This window comes from Enterobacter vonholyi, assembly GCF_040834095.1.
GTDB lineage: Bacteria > Pseudomonadota > Gammaproteobacteria > Enterobacterales > Enterobacteriaceae > Enterobacter > Enterobacter vonholyi.
Genome location: NZ_CP162152.1, coordinates 650,049 through 673,969, shown reverse-complemented (window position 1 = coordinate 673,969; position 23,921 = coordinate 650,049). Strand labels below are relative to the sequence as shown.

Sequence of the window (23,921 nt, the reverse complement as noted above, 5' to 3'; positions counted from 1 at the left end):
GTTAAACTCCTAACTTCCATGACAGGGTACGCAGCAGATCGGCAAACACACCCGCCGCCGTAACATCGTTCCCTGCGCCATAGCCGCGAAGCACCAGCGGCAGTGGCTGATAATAGTGGCTGTAAAACGCGAGGGCGTTTTCGCCGTTTTTGACTTTGTACAGCGGGTCGTTGCCATCCACTTCGGCAATCTTCACCCGGCACACGCCATCTTCTTCAATGTTGCCAACATAGCGCAATACCTTACCTTCATCACGGGCTTTCGCAACGCGCGCGGCAAACGCGTCGTCAAGCTGCGGCAGTCTGGTCATAAAGGCGCTGACGTCACCGCTGCTGTCAAATTCTGCCGGCAGGACCGGTTCAATCACGATATCAGAAAGCTCAAGCTCCCGGCCCGTTTCACGGGCGAGGATCAGCAGCTTACGCGCCACATCCATACCGGAGAGATCGTCACGCGGATCCGGCTCGGTGTAGCCCAGCTCGCGCGCGGCGCGGGTGGCTTCGGAAAGGCTCATCCCTTCATCCAGCTTGCCGAAGATAAACGACAGCGAGCCGGAGAGAATGCCGGAGAAACGCTGCAGTTCATCACCCGCGTTAAGCAGGTTCTGCAGGTTTTCGATAACCGGCAGACCAGCCCCAACGTTGGTGTCGTAAAGGAACTTGCGGCGCGACTTGCTCGCCGCCAGACGCAGCTGGTGATAGTAATCCATCGACGAAGTGTTGGCCTTTTTGTTCGGCGTCACCACGTGGAAACCTTCGCGCAGGAAGTCGGCGTACTGGTCGGCGACCGCCTGGTTCGAGGTACAGTCGACGATGACCGGGTTAAGCAGATGGTACTCTTTCACCAGACGGATCAGGCGGCCCAGGTTGAACGGCTCTTTCGCCTCGTTCATCTCTGCCTGCCAGTTTTCCAGGTTAAGGCCGTGGACGTTGGTAAGCAGCGCTTTGGAATTCGCAATCCCGCAGACGCGCAGGTCGATGTGTTTCTTCTTAAGCCACGCCTGCTGACGCTTCACCTGCTCCAGCAGCGCGCCGCCTACGCCACCCACGCCAATCAGGAACAGCTCGATGACCTGATCGGTGTTGAACAGCATCTGGTGAACCACGCGAACGCCGGTGGTGGCGTCATCATTGTCCACGACAACAGAAATTGAACGCTCCGACGAGCCCTGGGCAATCGCCACGATGTTGATATTGGCGCGCGCCAGCGCGGCAAAGAACTTGGCGGAGATACCGCGCAGCGTGCGCATGCCGTCGCCAACCACGGAGATAATCGCCAGACGCTCCTGAATAGAGAGCGGCTCGAGCAATTCTTCTTTAAGCTCCAGATAGAACTCTTCTTCCAGCGCGCGACGGGCGCGCAGGCAGTCGCCCTGCGGCACGCAGAAGCTGATGCTGTATTCGGAAGAGGACTGGGTAATCAGCACCACCGAGATACCGTTGCGGGACATGGCCGCAAATACGCGCGCTGCCATGCCGACCATCCCTTTCATCCCAGGGCCGGAGACGCTAAACATCGCCATATTGTTCAGGTTGGAGATGCCTTTCACCGGCAGACCGTCCTCATCGGTACTCGCGCCAATCAGCGTACCCGGCGCCTGCGGGTTACCGGTGTTTTTAATCAGGCAAGGGATCTGGAACTGGGCAATCGGGGAGATGGTACGAGGGTGAAGCACTTTGGCGCCGAAGTAGGAAAGCTCCATCGCTTCCTGGTACGACATCGACTTCAGCAGCCTGGCGTCCGGAACCTGGCGCGGGTCGCAGGTATAGACGCCGTCGACGTCAGTCCAGATCTCGCAACAGTCCGCGCGTAAGCAGGCGGCCAGCACGGCGGCGGAGTAGTCGGAACCGTTACGGCCCAGCACCACCAGCTCGCCCTTCTCGTTACCGGCGGTAAAGCCTGCCATCAGGATCATGTGGTCAGCGGGAATTTTGCTGGCGGCGATACGGCGGGTTGATTCGGCAATATCAACGGTGGATTCGAGGTAGTGGCCCACCGCAAGCAGTTTTTCAACGGGATCGATCACGGTCACGCTATGGCCGCGCGCTTCCAGCACGCCGGCCATAATGGCGATAGAGAGTTTTTCACCGCGACAAATCAGCGCCGCGTTGATGCTGTCCGGGCACTGGCCGAGGAGGCTGATACCGTGCAGAACGTGTTTGATTTGCGCAAATTCCTGCTCAACGAAGGACTTCAGCTGAGCGTGCGGGAAGCCAGGCAGCGCCTCTGCCAGCCCTTGCAATAAGTCAGCGAAGATACGCTCTGCGTCGCTGATGTTCGGGAGTGCATCCTGGCCACCGATGGTTTTTTCGATCATCGCCACCAGATGGTTCGTGATTTTTGCCGGGGCAGAGAGCACGGTCGCAACCTGCCCCTGCCTGGCGTTGCTTTCCAGGATATCGGCAACACGCAGAAAACGTTCTGCATTTGCCACTGATGTACCGCCGAACTTCAACACTCGCATGGTTCTACCTCGTTTCCTTTAGCCGAAAAAAAAGCCCGCACTGTCTAGGTGCGGGCTTTTTTTTGTTTTTCCTGTACGCGTCAGCCCGCATCGTTACCAGTGGTAATGATGATGGTTGTGGTAATGGTGGTGATGCTGATGCGTTTCATGGATGTTGTGTACTCTGTCATTATTATCTGTCTGTGCTGTATTCTTTTAGGGTTAAAGGATCGGGCTCGTTAAGTCAACGAATTTTTAATTTGATCACAATTCGGAAGACTCTCACGTCCCGCTGCGTGCAGATTTATTTTCATCCGATTCCCCCAGATGCAACCCATACAGACAGACTTATTCGCCATAGTAAAAACTTATGGCAGTATTTTACTCGGCCAATTTTTTTTCAATATCATGCAGCAAACGGTGCAGCATTGCGGTGTCCCGCTGCTCAAGACGTCCCAAACGCTGCTGCAGCCAGTCAGCCATTTTTTGATCGTCAGCTACTTCCAACTGCGTTAACAGCTGCTCAACGCGTGCGCGCAGCGCAGCCAGCTGATTTTCATCTGCCCTTTCAGCCTTAGGCTGGTGAATTTGTATTAGGGAGGCTAATTGATAGCAGTACACCATGACCGCCTGGCCCAAATTCAGGGAAGGATAATCGGCCACCATCGGCGCACCGGTGAGCACGTCCGCCAGTTCCAGCTCCTCGTTGGTTAATCCGGAATCTTCACGACCAAATACCAGCGCCGCTTTCTCCAGCCACTGGCTTTTCTCTTCCAGCATCGGCACCAGCTCCGCTGGCGTCGCATAGTAGTGGAACTTAGCGCGACTACGCGCCGTGGTTGCAACGGTAAACGAAATGTCGTGCAGCGCGTCGGCAAGCGTAGCGTAAGTGGTTATATTATCGAGAATATCTCCCGATCCGTGCGCCACCCAACGCGCGGCTGGCTCCAGATGGGCCGTGCTGTCCACAATGCGCAAATCGGTAAAACCCATGGTCTTCATGGCACGCGCCGCTGCGCCTATATTTTCTGCTCTGGCTGGGGCAACCAGTACAATCGACAGATGCATTTATGCTCTCTTTTTAATCAGTTAGCCGGCAAAAATGTGATGCACTTCAACATATTACGCAGCGCGAATTTACAAAATTGCAACACAAATCACCGAAATAGCGTTTCATAACAAATTAAAAACGCTAAACTATTCTGTGTCTGAACAATCAGTTAGAATGTTAATAGAACACCATTATCCCTATGTTTTATAATGATAATGGCAGCATGAATACCCTATTCTGATTGGATTCGCTTCGTTTATAAATCAATGTCCGCAACTAGTTGGTTTATTGAAAAATTGTGACAAAGGCTAGCATTCAGCTACGATGATTTCATCAAACTGTTAACGTGCTACAATTGAACTTGATATATGTCAACGAAGCGTAGTTTTATTGGGTGTCTGGTGTCACTTAGCCTGTTATGTTGCTGTTAAAATGGTTAGGATGACAGCCGTTTTTGACACTGTCGGGTCCAAAGGGAAAGTACCCAAGACCAAGCTAATGATGTTGTTGACGTTGATGGAAAGTGCATCAAGAACGCAATTACGTACTTTAGTCACGTTAAGCCGATCATGTTAATTTGCGACATGCATCAGGCAGGTCAGGGACTTTTGTACTTCCTGTTTCGATTTAGTTGGCAATTTAGGTAGCAAACATGCAGACCCCGCACATTCTTATCGTTGAAGACGAGTTGGTAACACGCAACACGTTAAAGAGCATTTTCGAAGCAGAAGGCTACGATGTCTTTGAAGCGACCGATGGCGCAGAAATGCATCAGATCCTTTCTGAAAATGATATCAACCTGGTGATCATGGATATTAACCTGCCGGGCAAAAACGGTCTTCTTCTGGCGCGCGAACTGCGCGAGCAGGCGAACGTCGCGTTAATGTTCCTTACGGGCCGTGATAACGAAGTTGATAAAATTCTTGGCCTGGAAATCGGTGCGGATGACTACATCACCAAGCCGTTCAACCCTCGCGAGTTAACCATTCGTGCACGCAACCTGCTGTCCCGCACCATGAACCTGGGTACTGTCAGCGAAGAGCGTCGTAGCGTAGATAGCTACAAATTCAACGGCTGGGAACTTGATATTAATAGCCGCTCGCTGATTAGCCCGAACGGTGAGCAGTATAAACTGCCGCGCAGTGAATTCCGCGCGATGCTGCACTTCTGCGAAAACCCGGGAAAAATTCAGTCCCGTGCAGAACTGCTGAAGAAAATGACCGGCCGTGAGCTGAAGCCGCACGACCGTACCGTAGACGTCACCATCCGTCGTATTCGTAAACATTTCGAATCTACGCCAGACACGCCGGAAATCATCGCCACCATTCACGGCGAAGGGTACCGTTTCTGCGGCGATTTGCAGGAATAATCCCGCAGTTAATGCATTAAAAAACGGCGCTTATGCGCCGTTTTTTTTATTCCCGCCAGGGCATAATCGGCACCGCGCTGATCGCGTTTTTCGGTGACCCTTCCACCACTTTGTCAGAATAGGCCAGGTAGGCCAGCGTATTGCGTTTGGCATCGTAGAAACGCACAACCTGCAGCTTTTTGAACACCAGCGAGGTCCGTTTCTGGAATACCACGTCGCCCTGCGCTTTGCCGTTTTTAATTTTGTCGCTCAATTCAACCGGGCCCACCTGCTGACATGAGATCGCCGCATCGGAGGTATCTTCCGCCAGCCCCAGTCCGCCTTTGATACCGCCCGTTTTCGCGCGGCTGACATAGCAGGTGACGTTTTTCACGTCCGGATCGTCAAACGCCTCTACCACGATTTTGTGGTCCGGGCCAAACATTTTGAACACGGTATCGACGGAACCAATCTGTTCCGCCTGTGCAACGCGCCCGACCATCAACATCAGCGCGGTGAAGAGCAAAGTCTTGTATTTCATATTGTTACCATTCTTTAAAATTACAGTGAGCGATTATTCAACACTTTAGACAAAAATGTAGCAAGATCACAGGATTAGAATATATCTGCCTGTAATGTGCTCGAAAAAGCATGAATGCGCAAAAAAAACACTGAATGCTAAAACATCAAAAAATGCTATTATCCGCTAACCTGTTATCAGGCACCTGCTGTTTTAAGGATGAGGATAGTATATGGATCAGGCTGGAATTATTCGCGACCTGCTCACCTGGCTGGAAGGTCATCTCGACCAGCCTTTGTCACTGGATCATGTGGCGGCTAAAGCAGGCTATTCCAAGTGGCATCTGCAAAGGATGTTCAAGGATGTCACCGGTCATGCCATCGGGGCCTATATTCGCGCACGTCGTTTATCAAAATCTGCTGTAGCATTGCGCCTCACCGCGCGGCCGATTCTGGATATTGCCCTGCAATATCGTTTCGATTCACAGCAGACATTCACCCGCGCCTTTAAAAAACAGTTCTTGTTGACGCCAGCGCTTTATCGTCGCTCGCCTGACTGGAGCTCGTTTGGCATGCGTCCGCCACTGCGTCTGGGCGAGTTCGCAATGCCGAAGTACGACATTATTACACTGCCGGAAACCCATCTGATCGGCACGACGCAGAGCTACTCCTGTTCACTGGAGCAGATTTCTGAGTTCCGACATCAGATGCGCGTCCAGTTCTGGCGCGACTTCCTGAGCCACGCGCCGGCGATCCCGCCTATCCTGTATGGCCTCAACGAAACGCATCCAAGCCAGGAAAAAGACGACGAGCAGGAGGTGTTCTACACCACCGCGCTGACGCCAGAGATGGCCAACGGGTATATTCAGGGTTCGAAGCCTGTCGTGCTGGAAGGCGGCGAGTACGTGATGTTCGCCTATGAAGGGCTGGGAACGGGGGTACAGGAGTTTATCCTGACCGTTTACGGTACCTGCATGCCAATGCTGAATCTGAATCGCCGTAAAGGTCAGGACATTGAGCGCTACTACCCGGCGCAGGATGCCAAACCGGAAGAAGGCCCAATTAATCTGCGTATGGAATTTTTGATTCCAATACGTCGTTAACGCTGCAGTTCGTCAAGCGCAGGGGCATCGAGATGCGAAATGTCCCCTGCCATCTCCACGACCCAACCTGACGCCAGCCACGCGCTTTCCTGATAATCAATTCGGGAAATGGAGCAGTTACGCAGACGCAAACGGCGCTCAGCGTAAGCCGGTAATCCCAGAATGGTGCTCACCAGGCATCCCAACGCAATCCCATGACTCACCAGCAGCGGACGGCTTCCCGCCGGAAGCTTCAGGCATTCCGCCAGTGCGGCATGCATACGGACGCTGAGCTCCTGCATGGATTCGCCCTCAGGAATACGACCATCTTCGGTACCGTTCACCAGCGTGCGGCGCCAGCCCTCTTCCGTTTCCGTCAGCGTATCGATATGGCGTTTTTCCAGCACGCCCATATCCAGCTCGCGCAGGCGCGGCTCAAGCATGACGTCACAGCCGCAGGCGTCTGCAATGATGCGCGCCGTCTGCTGTGTGCGACCTAAATCGCTGGTAATGACGTGGGTAATGCCCAGCGTTCGGGCGCGTTCTGCCACCTGCCACGCTTGCTGCACGCCCTTCTCTGTAAGAGGACTGTCTGACTGGCCTTGAATACGTCGCTCGGCGTTCCACTGCGTTTCACCGTGGCGAACAAGGTATACCTGTAACATGCTTTTTTTCCGTTATACTGCGATGAGTTTTTTTTGAATCGAGCTTAATTATGCACCATGTTGTCTCTGCTACCACTAATCCTGCCAAAATTCAGGCAATTCTAAGGGCATTTGAAGAGATCTTCGGCGCAGGATCCTGCCATATTGAAGCCATCGGCGTCGAGAGTGGCGTTCCTGAACAGCCGTTTGGCAGCGAGGAAACGCGCGCTGGCGCACGAAACCGCGTGGCAAATGCCAGGGCTGCGGCACCGGATGCGGACTTTTGGGTGGCAATTGAAGCCGGTATCGACGAAGGCGCAACCTTTAGCTGGGTGGTGATCGAAAGCCGTGAACAGCGCGGTGAAGCGCGTTCAGCCACCCTGCCGCTGCCGGAGATTATTCTGGAAAAAGTCCGCGCGGGTGAAGCGCTCGGGCCGGTGATGTCGCAGTACACCGGCATTGATGAGATTGGCCGTAAAGAAGGGGCGATTGGCGTCTTTACCGCAGGCGCGCTGACGCGTTCAGGCGTTTATCATCAGGCGGTGATCCTGGCGTTAAGCCCGTTCCATAACGCGATTTATCGTTAGGTATTTTTCAGCAATACCGCTTCCAGCCACTGGCGCAGCTCAACGGGCGCCGACTTCAGGCTGTTCGATCCGCGGGTAATCGTTGCGATGCCCGCGCCGAGCTCATTTTTCAGCTCGCGCTGGCTCATCTCGCCGCGCAGCAACTCTTCGATGATCCGCACGCGCGTGCCCAGCGCCTCACGCTCGTCCGGCGTGAGCATCAGCTGCATAAGGGGTAAGTGCAAATCCTGCTCGTAAGACTGGCGAAGCAGCTCCACAAAACGAAGCCACTCCTGATGACGTTGTTCGGCCATTGCCGAGGAATACGGGGAATGCTGGGTCATGTTATGCTGCCTCTTGTACTCATTAACGAGTACAGCATAACACAACCCGCGCCGATCAGTAACGTCTCTGCCACTCGTCATCTCTCATCAGGGTATCTTTCTGCCCCATGAAGTAGCGATAGTAGGCGTCATAGGCCAGCACGTTCTTCACATAGCCGCGCGTTTCCGAGAACGGGATACTCTCGACAAACGCCACGGCGTCAATGCGTCCGGCGCTGTTGCCGAGCCAGGTACGCACGCGACCCGGCCCCGCGTTATACGCCGCCGACGCGAAGATGCGGTTATTGCCGAACTGCTGATACACGTACTGCAGGTAGCTGGTACCGATGTTGATATTGGTATCCGGATCCAGGAGCTGTGACGGGCTGCTGTAGCCAGGAATATTAAACATCTTCACCGTGTGCGTCGCCGTGCCCGGCATAATCTGCATCAGGCCGCTGGCGCCCACCGGGGAACGGACTTTCGGGTTCCATGCGCTCTCCTGACGGGCAATTGCCATCGCGTAGCTTTGCGGGATATCTTTGCCGCTGGTGTAGCGATCGAACAGATCCTTGTAAGCCAGCGGGAAACGCTCTTCGAGATGATCCCAAAGCTTACCGGCGATCGTCGCCTGCACGCTCAGATCCCACCAGTGGTTATCAAAAGCATAGCGGGCAAGCTGGGCTTTCTCGTCGGTGCTGCGGCTGGTCACCAGATTCGCCCACTCGCTGCGCGCGGTATTATCCATATTCCAGTACATCAGCTCACGCACGCGCGCCATTTCTGGCCCCTGCGTCAGCGCCGGGTTCGCGTTAGCGGGAGCTTTATCAATGCGGAAGGTGTACTCCTCGCCCAGGCGCTGCGCGGCTGCCATCGGGTAGAACCCGCGCTGCTGCATCAGCGTATGGAGAATTTCTTTGGCCTCGTCATCACGACCGCGCTCCATCAGCAGATCGGCCTGCCAGTAGCGCCATTCGTCCTTCTCTTTAGCCTCCATAGGCAACCGCGCAAGCCAGGTATTCAGCCCACGGCGATCGCCCGTACCCAGCGCCATGCGCACGCGACGTTCCACCAGAGACGTGGAGTTCGAACGCATAATGGCATCGTCACGCCAGCGCGCCTGTTCATCGGTCACATCCGTGCCCATCAGTCGCCACGCCACGATATCGCGCAGCTCCTGGGTTTGTTCCTCATTAAGCTGCTGCGCCTGCACCAGCTGCGGGATCATCAGCCGCGCGTTTTCCACATCGTCACGCGCCACGCTGGCAAAGGCCACCGCCGCCATCTGGCGGGTAAAATCGGTCGCGCCCGTACTGCGGGCAAAGGTCAGCACGCTGTTAGGATCGTTAGCCAGCGAGATAACCGCGGTGGAGATCGTCTGGTAATCGGACGGCATCTGCCCCGCCAGCGTGGTCACCAGACGCGTGTTGCCGGCTTTCATCGCCAGACGGATGCGCTCAAGGTAGGACAGCGGATCCTGCTTGCCGGATGCGCGCCACGCGCCGAACAGGGAATCACAGGCGTTCGGCTGGTTTTTCCCGGTCAGCCAGAGCTCTTTCGCCCCGGCCCAGGCCTCTTCCTGCTGGCCGGTCGCCCATTTCGCGTAGTAGTAGTTACACTGCGCTTCGGTGGTATTCGGCTTTTCAGGGCTAAACGCCAGCAGTCCGCGCCAGTCTTCGCGTCGCGCCAGTTCGTTCACAAATCGAGACTGGAGATTTCGGGCAGGCGGCAGGGTCGGGTTCGCCTGAATGAAGTTATTCACAGTAACGGTGGGTTGATTCATGAGATCGTCCGTAATTTGACGATACTCGAGATACGGATACAGCGGATAATCCTTTAGCGTCGGCATCAGCGCCTGAACGGTATCCATCTGCTTGTTGTCCCACGCCTGTTTAATCTGAGCGTAGCGGTTGCGTTGTTCATCCAGTGAATCGGCATGCACCGCCTGGCTTACCGCCATTACGCATACGCTGGCAGCCAGCAGACGCCAGACCACCCGTTTGGCTTTTTCCACAAGCTCTTCCTCATTGTTTTTTCGTCAATTGCAGCGTCTTGCCACGTCAAAGTCTAATTAACTTATGCTAACCAGGCATCCTTCAACGCGCCACGTCATGGACACTTTTTTACCTTTCTTGCGCGTTTTAACACTCCCGACGTTCCTGGCTGGGATTAGGACGTGAAAAAGGCTACACTTCGAGGCTGAAATTCCTTCTCATTACGATAAAAGAGGCGAAGTCCAACGTGGCTCAATTCGTTTATACCATGCATCGTGTCGGCAAAGTTGTCCCGCCGAAACGTCATATTCTTAAAAATATCTCGCTGAGCTTCTTCCCGGGCGCAAAAATCGGTGTTCTGGGTCTCAACGGTGCCGGTAAGTCCACCCTGCTGCGCATCATGGCCGGCATTGATACAGACATCGAAGGTGAAGCCCGTCCGCAGCCTGGCATCAAGATTGGCTACCTGCCGCAGGAACCTCAGCTGAACCCGGAACACACCGTGCGCGAATCCGTTGAAGAAGCGGTATCCGAAGTGGTTAACGCCCTGAAAGGTCTCGATGAAGTGTATGCCAAATACGCCGAGCCGGATGCGGACTTCGACAAGCTGGCTGCACAGCAGGGCAAGTATGAAGAGATTATCCAGGCGCACGACGGTCACAACCTGAACGTGCAACTGGAGCGCGCGGCTGACGCCCTGCGTCTGCCGGACTGGGATGCGAAAATCGCTAACCTCTCCGGTGGTGAACGCCGTCGCGTGGCGCTGTGCCGCCTGCTGCTGGAAAAACCAGATATGCTGTTGCTCGACGAACCAACCAACCACCTGGATGCGGAATCCGTGGCGTGGCTGGAGCGCTTCCTGCACGACTTCGAAGGCACCGTTGTGGCGATTACCCACGACCGTTACTTCCTCGACAACGTCGCTGGCTGGATCCTGGAGCTGGACCGCGGCGAAGGTATTCCGTGGGAAGGCAACTACTCTTCCTGGCTGGAGCAAAAAGATCAGCGTCTGGCGCAGGAAGCGTCTCAGGAAGCGGCGCGTCGTAAGTCTATCGAGAAAGAGCTGGAGTGGGTTCGTCAGGGCGCGAAAGGCCGTCAGTCTAAGGGCAAAGCCCGTCTGGCACGCTTTGAAGAGCTGAACAACACCGAATACCAGAAACGTAACGAAACCAACGAACTGTTTATTCCACCTGGAGCACGTCTGGGTGATAAAGTGGTTGAAGTGACCAACCTGCGTAAGTCCTACGGCGACCGTCTGCTGATCGACGACCTGACCTTCTCCGTACCGAAAGGCGCTATCGTTGGCATCATCGGTCCGAACGGCGCGGGTAAATCGACCCTGTTCCGCATGATGTCCGGTCAGGAACAGCCTGACAGCGGCTCTATCACCCTGGGTGAGACCGTGAAGCTGGCCTCCGTTGACCAGTTCCGTGACGCGATGGACAACAGCAAAACCGTGTGGGAAGAAGTCTCCGGCGGTCTGGATATCATGCGTATCGGCAACACCGAGATGCCAAGCCGCGCCTATGTTGGCCGCTTTAACTTTAAAGGCACCGACCAGGGCAAACGCGTGGGCGAACTGTCCGGCGGTGAGCGCGGTCGTCTGCACCTGGCGAAGCTGCTGCAGGTGGGCGGTAACGTTCTGCTGCTTGATGAACCAACCAACGACCTGGATATTGAAACCCTGCGCGCGCTGGAAAACGCTCTGCTGGAGTTCCCGGGCTGCGCGATGGTTATCTCGCACGACCGCTGGTTCCTGGACCGTATCGCGACCCACATCCTGGACTATCAGGACGAAGGTAAGGTGGAGTTCTTCGAAGGTAACTTCACCGAATACGAAGAGTACAAGAAACGCACGCTGGGCGCCGACGCGCTGGAGCCGAAGCGTATTAAGTACAAGCGTATCGCGAAATAAAAGCAAAACGGCAACCTCGGTTGCCGTTTTTATGTTTGTACCCTCTCCCCGTGGGAAAGGGCCAGGGTGAGGGCATCAGGCGGCACAAACTCAGCCACCCACGTAATACCGCTTCACCTCGTCAAACTGCATCGCAAACTCGATATAGCTCATCAGCGCGGGCGAATTCAGCTTGCGGCTCGGGTAGGCCAGCCAGAGGTCGTTGCCTTCAACGTTCCACTCCGGCAGTACCTGCACCAGCGCGCCCTTTTCAACCTTATCTCCCAGCAGAAATGCAGGAAGCAGCGTGATCCCCGCCCCAGCCATCGCGCACTCGCGGGCGTACACCAGATTATCGGTCATGTGCGCGTTATCCGGCAGGTAGCGGTAATCCTCATTCTCGCTTCGCAGAAGCCACTCCGACCAGGCTCTGTGCGTAATGCTGCGGTGCTCCACCAGCTGACGGGGATGCGTTAGCGGCGCCCGGCGCGCCAGATATTCCGGCGAGGCCAGCATGTAGCGCGGACAGTGCCCGATCATTCGGCCAATCAGGGAGGAGTCCTGCGGCTTGCCGGTACGCAGCGCCACGTCAAAGCCGGACTCGACCAGATCCACCACATCATCAGAGATCGACACGTCCAGCGAAACCTCAGGATAGCGAAGCTGGAACTCGGCATTCATATGCGCCAGCAGCGTCGCGCCAATCCCAGCCGGACAGGTGATGCGCAGCCGCCCGCTCGGGTTTTCGCGCAGGCGCTGAATGGCATACTCCGCCCGCTCGCTGGCCGCCAGCATTTCGCGGCAGTGCACCAGATAGTGCTCGCCCGCAAACGTCAGGTTCAGCCTGCGGGTAGTGCGGTTAAGCAGGCGGATACCCAACTGCTGCTCCAGCTGGCTAATTCGCTGGCTGACGCTGGATTTCGGCAGTTCGGCTTTTTGGGCTGCCGCGGTAAAGCTGCCCATCTCCGCCACCAGCGCGAAAAGCGCCATATCCTGCAGCTGTTTAAACATGATTGTTCATCCTGTACGAACGCTGAGTTCTTGATTGTCCATCTTATCATGCAGCTGGCCACTTAATAGACTAGCCTCAACAAAACGCATGCCATTGAGGAGCACACCATGTCAATGAAAGCCATTGCCGTGAACCCGGAAAATCCGTCCACCTTCATTGAAATCACCCCACCGATGCCACAGCCCGGCGAGCACGATCTGCTGGTGGAGGTCAAAGCCGTCTCGGTTAACCCGGTCGATACCAAAGTCCACGCGGGCATTGCCAAAAACGGGCTGAAAGAGCCGCGCATTCTCGGGTGGGACGCCAGCGGGATCGTCAAAGCCGTTGGGACGGGCGTCACCGGATTCAAACCGGGAGATGAAGTGTGGTACGCGGGCGACATCACCCGCCCGGGCAGCAACACCACGCATCAGCTGATTGATGCGCGCATTGTCGGGCGCAAGCCTGCAAGCCTCGGCTGGGCCGCTGCCGCTGCACTGCCGTTGACCGCACTCACCGCGTGGGAAGGCCTGTTTGAACGGCTGAACATTCAGGATGCCGGCGCGGACAAAACCCTGCTGATCATTGGCGGCGCGGGCGGGGTGGGATCGCTGGCGATCCCGTTTGCGAAGCACAACAGCAAGGTGAAGATCGTCGCAACCGCGTCTCGCGAAGATTCCGCCCGGTGGTGCCGCGATCGCGGTGCAGATGTGGTGGTGAACTACCGCGATCTGAAAGGCGAACTGGCGAAACACGGGCTCAAATTTGTGGATTACATTTTCATCCTCAACGACACCGACGGGCACTGGGATGCGGTCAGCGAACTGATTGCCCCACAGGGGCATATCTGTTCCATCGTCGAGAATGAACACCCGCTGAATCAGGACAAGCTGAAATCCAAATCCGCCGCCCTGCACTGGGAATTTATGTACACCCGCAGCATGTACCAGACCGCGGATATGGCGCGTCAGGGTGAGATCCTCAATGAGGTGGCGAAGCTGGTAGATAATGGCGTGGTGGAAAGCTCACTGAGTGAAACGCTGCACGGGCTGAGCGTGGAGAGCATTACCGAGGCGCACCGTAAGGTACTGGACGGGCATATGCGCGGAAAAGTGGTGGTGGAGTTCTGAGTGGCTTGATGCCCTCAACCCGGCCCTCTCCCGCAGGGAGAGGGTTAGGGTGAGGAGTAAGTTTTTACCCCTGCTCCCCCATCATCTCCTTCACCAGCTCGACGCAGCGCAGGAAACGGGAGTCGTAGTCCGACTCTTCCACGTGCACAAACTCAACGTTGTTTTCGTTGAGCATCTCCACCAGCATGGACTGGAATTCACGCCTGTCAACGGAGCTGCCTAGGCTGCGCATGCCGTCGGCCACCCACGGGGTGTTGTTTTCCAGCAGGATCACCAGGTCAAAGCGATATTCGTCAATCAGCGCCTGCACGAACGGGTGCTCGCGCCCTTCGTATTTTTTACAGAACGCCTGAGTGGTGACAAAATCGGTATCGATAAACGCCACCTTGTTGGCATATTTCACTGCGAAATCAATGTACTGGGCGTGACCGAGCGCGATTTTGTCATAGTCGGAATACTGCAGCGCCATCTCGTCGCCGCCCAGGTGCGAGAAGACATAATCGCGGCCGTACTCCCATGCGCTGGTGGTATTGAAGATATTCGCCAGCTTGTTGACCAGCGTTGATTTACCGCTCGACTCGCCGCCCAGGATCGCGACGGTGCGCACAAAGAACGGCTTCACCTCGGTCGGGATGTAATCCCAGTAGCGGAACGGATTTTCGCGGATCTGCGCTCCGCTGATGTTCATGAAGGTGCGTTTCGGATCGATCAGCACCGTCTCGATGCCCAGATGCTCGCGGAACTGCGGCGCATCGGACTCTTCAGAGGTGTAGATCCAGTTAGGCGCAATGCCCTTCTCTTCCATAAACGCTTTGATGCCGTTGCTCCACACGTCCCAGCCGTGCGGATACGGCTCCATGCCCTCTTCGTTAAAGGCATGAATGCGAATGTTTTTCTGGTACTTGAAGGTCTGAAGCAGCCAGCGCAGGCGGTCAGGCACGGTCGGCTGCTGCGACATGGCGCTGTCCTCAAACAGCTGACGATCGCGGGTTTCATCGTAGCCCATGATGATGTGCAGCTCGTCAACCTGGCTACAGGCTCGCTGGATCAGATAGATATGCCCGGTATGCAGCGGGTAAAACTTGCCGAACACCACGCCGATGTTCTTTTGCATACGCGGGAATTCCAGCCCCAGAAAGCGGTGCAGCGCTTCCAGCTTCTGCGCGCTGGGGCTTTTGATTTTGGCGTTCAGCAGCTGGCTCAAATAACCCTTGGTCATGCCGCTGGCGTCCGCCACCTGCTGCAGAGTGCAGCCCTTCTGGCGGATAGCGGTCTTGATGTAGTCAAATGATGACATAAATTACGGTGCCTCCTGCAAAATCGAATACGTAATTATAAGTCGTCAAAGACATTTAACGCATCTGCGAGTTTCTTCACGCCGAAAACCTGCATCCCTTCCGGGATTTTTTTCGGCACGTTAGCAGCGGGAACGATAGCCCGGCGGAAACCGTGTTTTGCCGCCTCGGAGATACGCTCCTGGCCGCTGGGCACCGGACGGATTTCCCCGGCGAGGCCCACCTCACCGAAGACGACCAGATCCTGCGGCAGCGGTCTGTCGCGCAGGCTTGAGACCATCGCCAGCAGCAGCGCCAGGTCTGCGCTGGTCTCAGTGACTTTCACGCCACCCACCACGTTAACGAAAACGTCCTGATCCGCCATCTGCAGCCCACCGTGACGGTGCAGCACCGCCAGCAGGATCGCCAGACGGTTCTGTTCCAGACCGACCGCCACGCGCCGCGGGTTGCCCATCATCGACACGTCCACCAGCGCCTGAATTTCGACGAGCAGCGGGCGCGTGCCTTCCCACAGCACCATCACCGAACTGCCGGAGGTGGTCTCATCTCCCCGGCTCAGGAAGATCGCCGACGGGTTGCTGACTTCGCGCAGCCCCTGCTCGGTCATGGCAAACACGCCTAACTCGTTCACCGCCCCAAAGCGGTTTTTATGGCTGCGCAGGGTACGGAAACGGGAGTCCGCGTCGCCGTCGAGCATGACGGAGCAGTCGATACAGTGTTCAAGCACCTTCGGTCCCGCCAGCGAGCCGTCTTTGGTCACGTGGCCGACCATCACAATCGCCACGCCGCGCGTTTTGGCAAAGCGCGTCAGGTAGGCCGCCGTTTCACGCACCTGCGCCACGCTGCCCGGCGAGGACTGAATGTCCGCCATGTGCATCACCTGGATGGAGTCGATCACCATCAGCTTCGGCTGCTCTTCTTCGGCGATCATGCAGATCTGCTCGATGCTGGTTTCGGAGAGCATGTTCAGATTGCCGGTCGGCAGGCCCAGACGGTGCGCGCGCATCGCCACCTGCTGCAGTGATTCTTCGCCCGTGACGTACAGGGTTTTCATCTGTTCGGCGAGCTTGCAGAGCGTTTGCAGCAGCAGGGTCGATTTACCCGCGCCCGGGTTACCGCCGATCAAAATGGCGCTCCCCGGCACCACGCCGCCGCCGAGCACGCGGTCAAACTCTTTGAACCCGGTGGAGAAGCGCGGCAGCTCTTCGAGGCTGATGTCCGAAAGTTTTTGCACCTTCGCCACGCCCGCATTGCCCGCGTAGCCGCTCAGGCGTTCATTGCGCGCCACGCTCGGCGAAGCCGCCACACCACGCACTTCGGTGATGGTGTTCCAGGCATGACAGGCGCTGCATTGCCCCTGCCAGCGCGGATAATCCGCACCACATTCATTACAGACAAATGCGCGTTTTGGAGCTTTCGCCACGGTTTACCTCGTTATTTCTGATTAAGGCTGCCGGAGAGAATGCAGAACACCCCCATCAGGTCAGCGTGACGGATAGTGACTTCCGTCTTTTCATTCACTTTTGGCTTGGCATGGTAGGCAATGCCCAGGCCGGCCGCTTTGATCATCGGCAGGTCGTTCGCGCCGTCCCCGATAGCGACGGTCTGGATAACCGGAATTTCATATTTTTCCGCCAGACGCGTCAGCGTATTGGCTTTGTACTGGGCATCAACGATATCGCCGATCACCTGGCCGGTCAGCTTGCCGTCCATGATCTCCAGCTCATTGGCCACCACGGTGGTCAGATGCAGTTTTTCCCGCAGGTAATCTGCGAAGAAGGTGAAGCCACCGGAGGCGATTGCCACCTTCCAGCCGAGGGACTGCAGCTTCAGCACCAGCTGCGTCAGCCCTGGCATCAGCGGCAGCACGTCGCGCACCTGGCGCAGAATGTTGGCATCGGCCCCTTTCAGGGTCGCCACGCGCTGTCGCAGGCTGGCGGTGAAATCCAGCTCGCCGCGCATCGCACGCTCGGTGACTTCCGCCACCAGCTCGCCGCTGCCCGCCAGCTTCGCAATTTCGTCGATACACTCGATCTGAATGGCGGTAGAGTCCATGTCCATGACCAGCAGGCCAGGCGTTTTCAGGTGCGGAATTTTACCCAGCGGCGCGACGTCCAGCCCGGCGTCATGCGCCAGACGCGTGGCGCGCTGCGTCAAAGAGCCCGCCAGGCGAATGACCTGATAGTCTTCCACGCACCAGGCGGCGACGATGACCATCGCGGCCCCCAGTTTGGTTTGATACTGGGTCAGGCGTTGCTTATCCAGACCGCGTCCATAGAGGAGCCAGCCGCTACGACCGGCATGGTAATCCAGAGGCATCACCTCATCGCCACTTAAAGAGAGCGGCAATCCTGGCCATAAAGAGACATCCGTTGGCAGGTCACACCAGGTAATGTTCGGCATTAAAGCTCCTGTAATTTCGTTCGCGCCGGAAGGTTGCAGAGGGAAAATAACGCATGAGGCTACCCTGTAACCATCACTTCTGGCAACATTAAGCCGTAAATTTTCAGCAGGTGGAATATGGCTCGCGCAAAACTGAAATTCCGGCTCCATCGCGCCGTGATCGTCCTTTCCTGTCTCGCACTCTTAGTGGTGCTGATGCAGGGGGCATCGTGGTTTAGCCAGAATCATCAACGGCAACGCAACCCGCAGTTTGAAGAGCTGGCCCGCACGCTGGCACGCCAGGTGACGCTCAACGTCGCACCGTCCATGCGAACCGAAACGCCGGACGATAAGCGAATAGGCCAGGTTTTACTCCTGCTCACGGAGAATAGCCGCATTCTTGATGCGGGCGTCTATGATGAGCAAGGCAACCTGATTGCCCGCGCGGGCGAACATGTTGACGTGCGCGACAGGCTGGCGCTTGACGGTAAAAAAGCCGGCGGCTACTTCAACCAGCAGCTTGTTGAACCTATTCAGGGTAAGAATGGCCCCCTGGGGTATCTGCGCCTGACGCTCGACACCCACACCCTGCCCACTGAAGCCAAGCAGGTCGATAATACCACCAATATTCTGCGCCTGATGCTACTGCTTTCTCTCGCCATCGGCGTTGTGCTGGCGCGCACCCTGCTTCGCGGCAAGCGCTCGCGATGGCAGCAATCCCCGTTCCTGCTGACCGCCAGCAGATCCGTTCCCGAAGACGAAGAGAGCGAGAAGAAAGAATAGTGATAAAGTAGGCGAACGATTCGGAAAAGGAACTTTGCCATGACGACGTTACGCCTGCTTATCTCTGACTCTTACGATCCCTGGTTTAATCTCGCGGTAGAAGAGTGCATTTTCCGCCAGATGCCTGCCACCCAGCGCGTCCTGTTTCTCTGGCGTAACGCCGATACGGTCGTGATCGGCCGCGCGCAAAACCCGTGGAAAGAGTGCAATACGCGGCGTATGGAAGAGGATAACGTCCGCCTCGCGCGCCGGAGCAGCGGCGGTGGCGCGGTCTTTCACGATCTGGGCAATACCTGCTTTACCTTTATGGCGGGAAAACCGGAATACGACAAAACCATCTCAACTTCGATTGTCCTCAATGCGCTGAATTCACTCGGCGTGACGGCTGAAGCCTCCGGACGTAACGATCTGGTGGTGAAAACCCCCGAGGGCGACCGGAAGGTCTCCGGCTCCGCCTACCGCGAAACGATGGATCGCGGGTTCCACCACGGCACCTTGCTGCTGAATGCCGATCTCAGCCGTCTGGCGAACTACCTTAATCCTGATAAGAAAAAGTTACAGGCTAAGGGCATTACGTCCGTACGCGGGCGCGTGGCAAATCTGGTGGAGCTGCTGCCGGGGATTACGCACGAGCAGATTTGCCACGCGATCCGTGAAGCGTTCTTTGAACATTACGGCGAGCGCGTGGAAGCAGAAGTGATCTCCCCAGACAAAACCCCGGATCTGCCCAACTTCGCCGACACCTTCGCCCGCCAGAGCAGCTGGGAGTGGAACTTCGGTCAGGCTCCTGCGTTTTCCCATCTACTGGATGAGCGTTTTACCTGGGGCGGCGTGGAATTGCACTTTGACGTGGAGAAGGGCCACATTACCCGTACGCAGGTCTTTACGGATAGTCTCAATCCGGCACCGTTAGAGGCCCTGGCCGCTCGTCTGCAGGGCTGTTTGTATCGGGCGGATATGCTGCAGCAGGAGTGTGACGCGTTGATTGGGGATTTCCCTGAGCAGGAGAAAGAGTTAAGGGATTTGTCAGCATGGATTGCGCAGGCCGTGCGCTAGGTGCGGTCTGGTGCCCTCACCCCAGCCCTCTCCCACAGGGAGAGGGAGGGAAGAGACAGAATTACGCTTTATCGCCCAGCAGAACGGATTCCAGCGCGATTTTGATCATGTCGTTGAAGGTAGTCTGACGCTCGGCAGCGGTGGTCTGCTCGTGGGTACGGATGTGGTCAGACACGGTACAGATGGTCAGCGCTTTCGCACCAAACTCAGCCGCGACGCCGTAGATACCCGCCGCTTCCATTTCCACGCCCAGGATGCCGTATTTTTCCATCACGTCGAACATCTCGCCGCCGTCCGGGGCATAGAACAGGTCAGCAGAGAAGATGTTACCCACGCGCGCTTCAACGCCCAGCGCTTTTGCTGCGTCAACCGCGTCGCGCACCATGCCGAAGTCAGCAATCGCTGCGAAGTCATGGTCTTTGAAACGCATACGGTTAACTTTGGAATCGGTGCAGGCACCCATACCGATAACGATGTCGCGCAGCTTAACGTCCATGCGCACCGCGCCGCAGGAGCCAACGCGGATAATTTTCTTCACGCCGAAATCGGTGATCAGCTCTTTAGTGTAGATAGAGCAGGATGGGATACCCATACCGTGGCCCATAACGGAAATTTTGCGGCCTTTATAGGTACCGGTGAAGCCCAGCATGCCGCGAACGTTGTTCACTTCACGCACGTCTTCCAGGAAGGTTTCTGCAATGTGCTTCGCGCGCAGCGGGTCGCCCGGCATCAATACGACGTCAGCGAAATCACCCATTTCTGCGTTAATGTGAGGAGTTGCCATCTTCAGTTCCTTTAACATTGTTTATTCTTTTCACCCTCTCCCTGCGGGAGAGGGTCGGGGTGAGGGCATCAGACCTCACCCAACATGATTCAGAACATGGCCTTGCCATATTCCATGTCAGACGTACCAAAGTATTTCGCCAGGGTCTGGCCGATGTCCGCGAAGGTTTCACGGTGACCCAGCGAGCCCGGCTTCACTTTCGGGCCGTACACCAGCACCGGAATGTGCTCACGGGTATGGTCGGTACCGGTCCAGGTTGGGTCACAGCCGTGGTCTGCGGTCAGGATCAGAATGTCATCTTCACCTACCAGCTCCATCAGCTCCGGCAGACGGCGGTCGAACAGTTCCAGACCGGCCGCATAGCCAGCGACGTCGCGACGGTGGCCCCAGGAGGAGTCGAAGTCCACGAAGTTGGTGAAGACAATGGTCTTGTCGCCCGCTTCTTTCATCTCTTTGATGGTGGCATCGAACAGCGCATCCAGACCGGTGGCTTTCACTTTTTTGGTGATGCCGCAGTTGGCGTAGATATCCGCGATTTTACCCACAGACACCACGTTACCGTCCTTCTCCTCAACCAGCTTCTGCAGCACGGTTGGCGCCGGTGGCTCAACGGCAAGGTCATGACGGTTACCGGTACGCTGGAAGTTACCCGCTTTGTCGCCGATAAACGGACGAGCGATCACGCGACCAATGTTGTAGCCGCCTTCGGTCAGCTCTTCACGGGCGATTTCGCACAGCTCGTAGAGTTTATCCAGGCCAAACGTCTCTTCATGGCACGCAATCTGGAACACGGAGTCAGCAGAAGTGTAGAAAATTGGCTTGCCGGTTTTCATGTGCTCTTCGCCGAGCTGGTCCAGAATCACGGTACCGGAAGAGTGGCAGTTGCCCAGGTAACCCGGCAGGTTGGCACGCTTCACCAGCTTATCGAGCAGTTCCTGCGGGAAGCTGTTCTCGTGATCGGAGAAATAACCCCAGTCGAACAGCACAGGCACACCGGCAATTTCCCAGTGACCAGACGGGGTGTCTTTACCGGAGGAGAGCTCGTGAGCCCAGGCGTAGGCACCCACGACTTCCGCGTTGCCGTCCATTCCGGCTGCGATTTTACCGGTAGAGCCTTCATGCGCTTTCACCAGCCCGAGGCGGGTCAGGTTAGGTAGAGTCAGAGGGCCTTTACGACCGTTGTCCGCTTCGCCTTTCGCACAGGCTTCCGCGATGTGACCCATGGTATCGGAACCCACGTCACCAAAACGTTCCGCATCTTCGGTTGCGCCGATGCCGAATGAGTCCAGCACCATAATAAATGCACGTTTCATAATTGTTCTCCGTACGTAGTGCTTCAAAAATTATCGATCAGATCAGTATACCGCTATTCGGTGATACGGCGATAGACAGTCGGTGTGGTTTCCGGTGCTTTATCGTCAAGCGTAATTGCCGCTTTCACCGCTTTAGCCGCTTCCTGCCAGCTGGCTTCGTCTTTGGCGTGGATTACCGCCAGCGGACGTTGACCGTCAACGCTATCGCCCAGACGGGCCATATCGGTAAAGCCGACGCTGTAGTCAATGGTGTCTGACGCCTGACGGCGGCCGCCACCCATCGAGACCACCGCCATACCCAGCGCGCGGGTGTCCATCGCAGAGACAAACCCTTCGCTATCGGCATACACCGCTTTGCTGAGCGTCGCGGTTGGCAGGTACTTCGCATAGTTTTCGACGAAATCGGTCGGGCCTTTCTGCGCGGCAACCATGCGACCAAAGATCTCCGCCGCTTTGCCGTTGTCCAGCACCGCCTGCAGTTTTGCGCGGGCGTCAGCGTCGTCTTTGGCGAGCTTGCCGGAGATTAACATCTCAACGCACAGCGCCATGGTGACGTCAAACAGACGCGGGTTACGGTATTCTCCGGTGAGGAACTGGACGGCCTCACGCACTTCGACGGCATTACCGGCGCTGGAGGCCAGCACCTGATTCATGTCGGTGAGCAGTGCGGTGGTGCGCACGCCCGCGCCGTTGGAGACGCCAACGATCGCTTCGGCAAGCTGCGCAGAGAGTTCATAGGTTGGCATAAAGGCGCCGCTGCCCACCTTCACGTCCATCACCAGCGCATCCAGCCCTTCCGCCAGCTTCTTCGCCAGGATAGAGGCGGTGATCAGCGGGATGGAGTCAACGGTCGCGGTGATGTCGCGGGTCGCGTAGAAACGCTTGTCTGCCGGAGCAAGAGAGCTGGTCTGGCCGATAATCGCCACACCAACGTCTTTAATAATGTCGCGGAAGCGGTTGTCGTCCGGGAAGATATCGAAACCCGGAATGGCTTCCAGTTTGTCGAGCGTACCGCCGGTGTGGCCCAGGCCGCGTCCGGAGATCATCGGGATGTAACCACCACAGGCTGCCACCATTGGGCCGAGCATCAGGGAGGTCACGTCGCCCACGCCGCCGGTGGAGTGTTTATCCACAATCGGGCCATTAAGGTTGAGGCTTTTCCAGTCCAGAACGGTTCCTGAATCTCGCATCGCCATGGTCAGCGACACGCGCTCAGGCATCGACATATCGTGGAAGAAAATGGTCATCGCCAGAGCCGCAATCTGCCCTTCTGAGACGGTGTTATCACGAATGCCGTTGATGAAGAAGCGGATCTCTTCGTCGCTTAATGCATGACCATCACGTTTTTTACGAATAATTTCTTGTGCGAGAAACACGGTAACCCCCATGAGGAATCGGGTGAATGGTGGCGGGTACGGTTTACCCGACCACGATCCGGGTAGGCCGGGTAAGCGTAGCGCCACCCGGCAATTCAAACTTAGTAGCTGCTTGCGCTCTTACCGTCGCCGTGACCCAGCGCTTTCAGCAGGCTGGCCAGCAGGCTGGAGGCGCCGAAGCGGTAGTGACGAGAATCGGCCCAGTCGGCACCAAACAGCTCGTCGGCAATCGCCAGGAACTGCTGCGCGTCTTCAGCGGTACGCACGCCGCCCGCAGGTTTGAAACCGACGGTTTTGGACACGCCCATGTCGCGGATAACTTCCATCATGATGCGCGCGCTTTCCGGGGTCGCATTCACCGGCACTTTACCGGTAGAGGTTTTAATGAAATCCGCACCGGCTTTGATGGAGATTTCAGACGCCTTACGAATCAGCGCCTCTTCTTTAAGCTCGCCGGTTTCGATGATCACTTTCAGCAGCACGTTTGCCGCCGCACACGCGTCTTTACAGGCTTTCACCAGGTCAAAACCGACCTGCTCGTTACCGGCGATCAGCGCGCGGTACGGGAACACCACGTCAACTTCGTCTGCGCCGTAGGCAATCGCCGCGCGGGTTTCTGCCAGCGCAATGTCGATATCGTCGTTGCCGTGCGGGAAGTTAGTCACGGTTGCAATGCGCACGTCCGGGGTGCCCTGCTCTTTCAGCGTCTTACGGGCAATCGGGATAAAGCGCGGGTAGATACAAACGGCTGCGGTATTACCCACCGGCGTTTTCGCCTGATGGCACAGGGCGATGACTTTCTCATTGGTGTCGTCATCGTTCAGGGTGGTCAGGTCCATCAGTTTCAACGCGCGCAGGCTGCTTGCAGTTAAATCGGTCATAACATTCTCCAACGGCAGTGCCGTATAAATTTTACCTTGCGGGTCTGTGAGTATTCTAACATTCAC

General features: G+C 56.6%; 23 protein-coding genes and 1 other annotated feature. Of the genes, 7 read left to right on the top strand and 16 right to left on the bottom strand.

The annotated features are described in order from the left end of the window. Position 1 precedes the first annotated feature (1 nt). The 4 genes from thrA to yjjY all read right to left on the bottom strand — a co-directional run bounded on the left by thrA (position 2) and on the right by yjjY (position 4,051). The gene (gene thrA, locus AB3N39_RS03195) at positions 2-2,464 is read right to left on the bottom strand and encodes a bifunctional aspartate kinase/homoserine dehydrogenase I (RefSeq protein WP_136195628.1); all 2,463 of its coding nucleotides are present in this window, start codon (positions 2,462-2,464) and stop codon (positions 2-4) included. Positions 2,465-2,488: 24 nt separating this feature from the next. Continuing rightward, positions 2,489-2,606, bottom strand: a sequence feature (Thr leader region). Beyond that, positions 2,545-2,613, bottom strand: a complete 69-nt coding sequence (gene thrL / locus AB3N39_RS03190; RefSeq protein ID WP_015572623.1) for a thr operon leader peptide — start codon at positions 2,611-2,613, stop codon at positions 2,545-2,547. It overlaps the preceding feature by 62 nt. A gap of 211 nt (positions 2,614-2,824) precedes the next feature. Further along, positions 2,825-3,511 (bottom strand): tRNA/rRNA methyltransferase, encoded by a 687-nt coding sequence (locus AB3N39_RS03185; RefSeq protein WP_133293754.1) that lies wholly within the window; start codon positions 3,509-3,511, stop codon positions 2,825-2,827. A 399-nt stretch (positions 3,512-3,910) separates the two neighbouring features. Beyond that, complete coding sequence (yjjY, locus tag AB3N39_RS03180; RefSeq protein ID WP_085928893.1) at positions 3,911-4,051, bottom strand: protein YjjY; 141 nt, start codon at positions 4,049-4,051, stop codon at positions 3,911-3,913. Between the two features lie 95 nt (positions 4,052-4,146). Between yjjY and arcA the strand changes: the two genes are divergently transcribed. Next, the gene (gene arcA / locus AB3N39_RS03175) at positions 4,147-4,863 is read left to right on the top strand and encodes a two-component system response regulator ArcA (protein WP_003856501.1); all 717 of its coding nucleotides are present in this window, start codon (positions 4,147-4,149) and stop codon (positions 4,861-4,863) included. A gap of 46 nt (positions 4,864-4,909) precedes the next feature. Here the strand turns inward: arcA and creA are convergent, their stop codons facing one another. Further along, entirely contained in the window at positions 4,910-5,383 is a 474-nt protein-coding gene (creA, locus tag AB3N39_RS03170; RefSeq protein ID WP_008502054.1) for a protein CreA, read from the bottom strand. Between the two features lie 211 nt (positions 5,384-5,594). Between creA and robA the strand changes: the two genes are divergently transcribed. Next, positions 5,595-6,464 (top strand): MDR efflux pump AcrAB transcriptional activator RobA, encoded by an 870-nt coding sequence (gene robA, locus AB3N39_RS03165; protein WP_111964082.1) that lies wholly within the window; start codon positions 5,595-5,597, stop codon positions 6,462-6,464. Here robA and gpmB read toward each other — a convergent pair. Continuing rightward, positions 6,461-7,108 (bottom strand): 2,3-diphosphoglycerate-dependent phosphoglycerate mutase GpmB, encoded by a 648-nt coding sequence (gpmB, locus tag AB3N39_RS03160; RefSeq protein WP_008502057.1) that lies wholly within the window; start codon positions 7,106-7,108, stop codon positions 6,461-6,463. The genes robA and gpmB overlap by 4 nt on opposite strands. Before the next feature lie 50 nt (positions 7,109-7,158). Here gpmB and yjjX point away from each other — a divergent pair, with 50 nt between their 5' ends. Next, positions 7,159-7,674, top strand: coding sequence for an inosine/xanthosine triphosphatase (yjjX, locus tag AB3N39_RS03155; RefSeq protein ID WP_048961786.1), 516 nt, complete (start codon positions 7,159-7,161; stop codon positions 7,672-7,674). On the opposite strand, the gene trpR is transcribed toward yjjX, so the two are convergent. Both trpR and sltY read right to left on the bottom strand, forming a co-directional pair. Then, positions 7,671-7,997 (bottom strand): trp operon repressor, encoded by a 327-nt coding sequence (trpR, locus tag AB3N39_RS03150; protein ID WP_047747961.1) that lies wholly within the window; start codon positions 7,995-7,997, stop codon positions 7,671-7,673. The two genes, yjjX and trpR, sit on opposite strands and share 4 nt — an antisense overlap. A 55-nt stretch (positions 7,998-8,052) precedes the next feature. Beyond that, positions 8,053-9,990 carry a murein transglycosylase gene (gene sltY / locus AB3N39_RS03145; protein ID WP_367897071.1) on the bottom strand — a complete coding sequence of 646 codons (1,938 nt, stop codon included), beginning with the start codon at positions 9,988-9,990 and terminating at the stop codon, positions 8,053-8,055. A 227-nt stretch (positions 9,991-10,217) separates the two neighbouring features. Between sltY and ettA the strand changes: the two genes are divergently transcribed. Then, positions 10,218-11,885, top strand: a complete 1,668-nt coding sequence (ettA, locus tag AB3N39_RS03140; RefSeq protein WP_006810191.1) for an energy-dependent translational throttle protein EttA — start codon at positions 10,218-10,220, stop codon at positions 11,883-11,885. 90 nt (positions 11,886-11,975) lie between these two features. Here ettA and AB3N39_RS03135 read toward each other — a convergent pair whose 3' ends face one another. After that, positions 11,976-12,875, bottom strand: a complete 900-nt coding sequence (locus tag AB3N39_RS03135; protein WP_367897070.1) for a LysR family transcriptional regulator — start codon at positions 12,873-12,875, stop codon at positions 11,976-11,978. Between the two features lie 108 nt (positions 12,876-12,983). Here AB3N39_RS03135 and AB3N39_RS03130 point away from each other — a divergent pair, with 108 nt between their 5' ends. Next, positions 12,984-13,985, top strand: a complete 1,002-nt coding sequence (locus AB3N39_RS03130; protein WP_136195632.1) for a zinc-binding alcohol dehydrogenase family protein — start codon at positions 12,984-12,986, stop codon at positions 13,983-13,985. Positions 13,986-14,049: 64 nt separating this feature from the next. Here the strand turns inward: AB3N39_RS03130 and nadR are convergent, their stop codons facing one another. The 3 genes from nadR to serB are packed head-to-tail and all read right to left on the bottom strand — an operon-like array spanning position 14,050 to position 17,683. Beyond that, positions 14,050-15,282: a multifunctional transcriptional regulator/nicotinamide-nucleotide adenylyltransferase/ribosylnicotinamide kinase NadR gene (nadR, locus tag AB3N39_RS03125; RefSeq protein WP_006810194.1), complete on the bottom strand. Its 1,233-nt coding sequence runs from the start codon at positions 15,280-15,282 to the stop codon at positions 14,050-14,052. Positions 15,283-15,317: 35 nt separating this feature from the next. Then, positions 15,318-16,703 carry a DNA repair protein RadA gene (gene radA / locus AB3N39_RS03120; RefSeq protein WP_136195633.1) on the bottom strand — a complete coding sequence of 462 codons (1,386 nt, stop codon included), beginning with the start codon at positions 16,701-16,703 and terminating at the stop codon, positions 15,318-15,320. An 11-nt stretch (positions 16,704-16,714) separates the two neighbouring features. Beyond that, entirely contained in the window at positions 16,715-17,683 is a 969-nt protein-coding gene (gene serB, locus AB3N39_RS03115) for a phosphoserine phosphatase (RefSeq protein WP_136195634.1), read from the bottom strand. A gap of 117 nt (positions 17,684-17,800) precedes the next feature. On the opposite strand from serB, the gene AB3N39_RS03110 reads away from it, so the two are divergent. After that, on the top strand, positions 17,801-18,445 hold the full coding sequence (locus AB3N39_RS03110; RefSeq protein WP_367897069.1) for a YtjB family periplasmic protein: 645 nt from the start codon (positions 17,801-17,803) through the stop codon (positions 18,443-18,445). 39 nt (positions 18,446-18,484) lie between these two features. Continuing rightward, a complete protein-coding gene (gene lplA / locus AB3N39_RS03105; RefSeq protein ID WP_367897068.1) occupies positions 18,485-19,501 on the top strand; it encodes a lipoate--protein ligase LplA in 1,017 nt (338 codons plus the stop codon). A 61-nt stretch (positions 19,502-19,562) separates the two neighbouring features. On the opposite strand, the gene deoD is transcribed toward lplA, so the two are convergent. The 4 genes from deoD to deoC form a co-directional block, all read right to left on the bottom strand. Beyond that, complete coding sequence (gene deoD, locus AB3N39_RS03100; RefSeq protein WP_032643987.1) at positions 19,563-20,285, bottom strand: purine-nucleoside phosphorylase; 723 nt, start codon at positions 20,283-20,285, stop codon at positions 19,563-19,565. Positions 20,286-20,374: 89 nt separating this feature from the next. Continuing rightward, positions 20,375-21,598: a phosphopentomutase gene (gene deoB, locus AB3N39_RS03095; RefSeq protein ID WP_288459182.1), complete on the bottom strand. Its 1,224-nt coding sequence runs from the start codon at positions 21,596-21,598 to the stop codon at positions 20,375-20,377. 53 nt (positions 21,599-21,651) lie between these two features. Then, entirely contained in the window at positions 21,652-22,974 is a 1,323-nt protein-coding gene (gene deoA / locus AB3N39_RS03090) for a thymidine phosphorylase (RefSeq protein ID WP_288459185.1), read from the bottom strand. Between the two features lie 101 nt (positions 22,975-23,075). Further along, entirely contained in the window at positions 23,076-23,855 is a 780-nt protein-coding gene (gene deoC, locus AB3N39_RS03085; protein WP_023303054.1) for a deoxyribose-phosphate aldolase, read from the bottom strand. Positions 23,856-23,921: the final 66 nt, after the last annotated feature.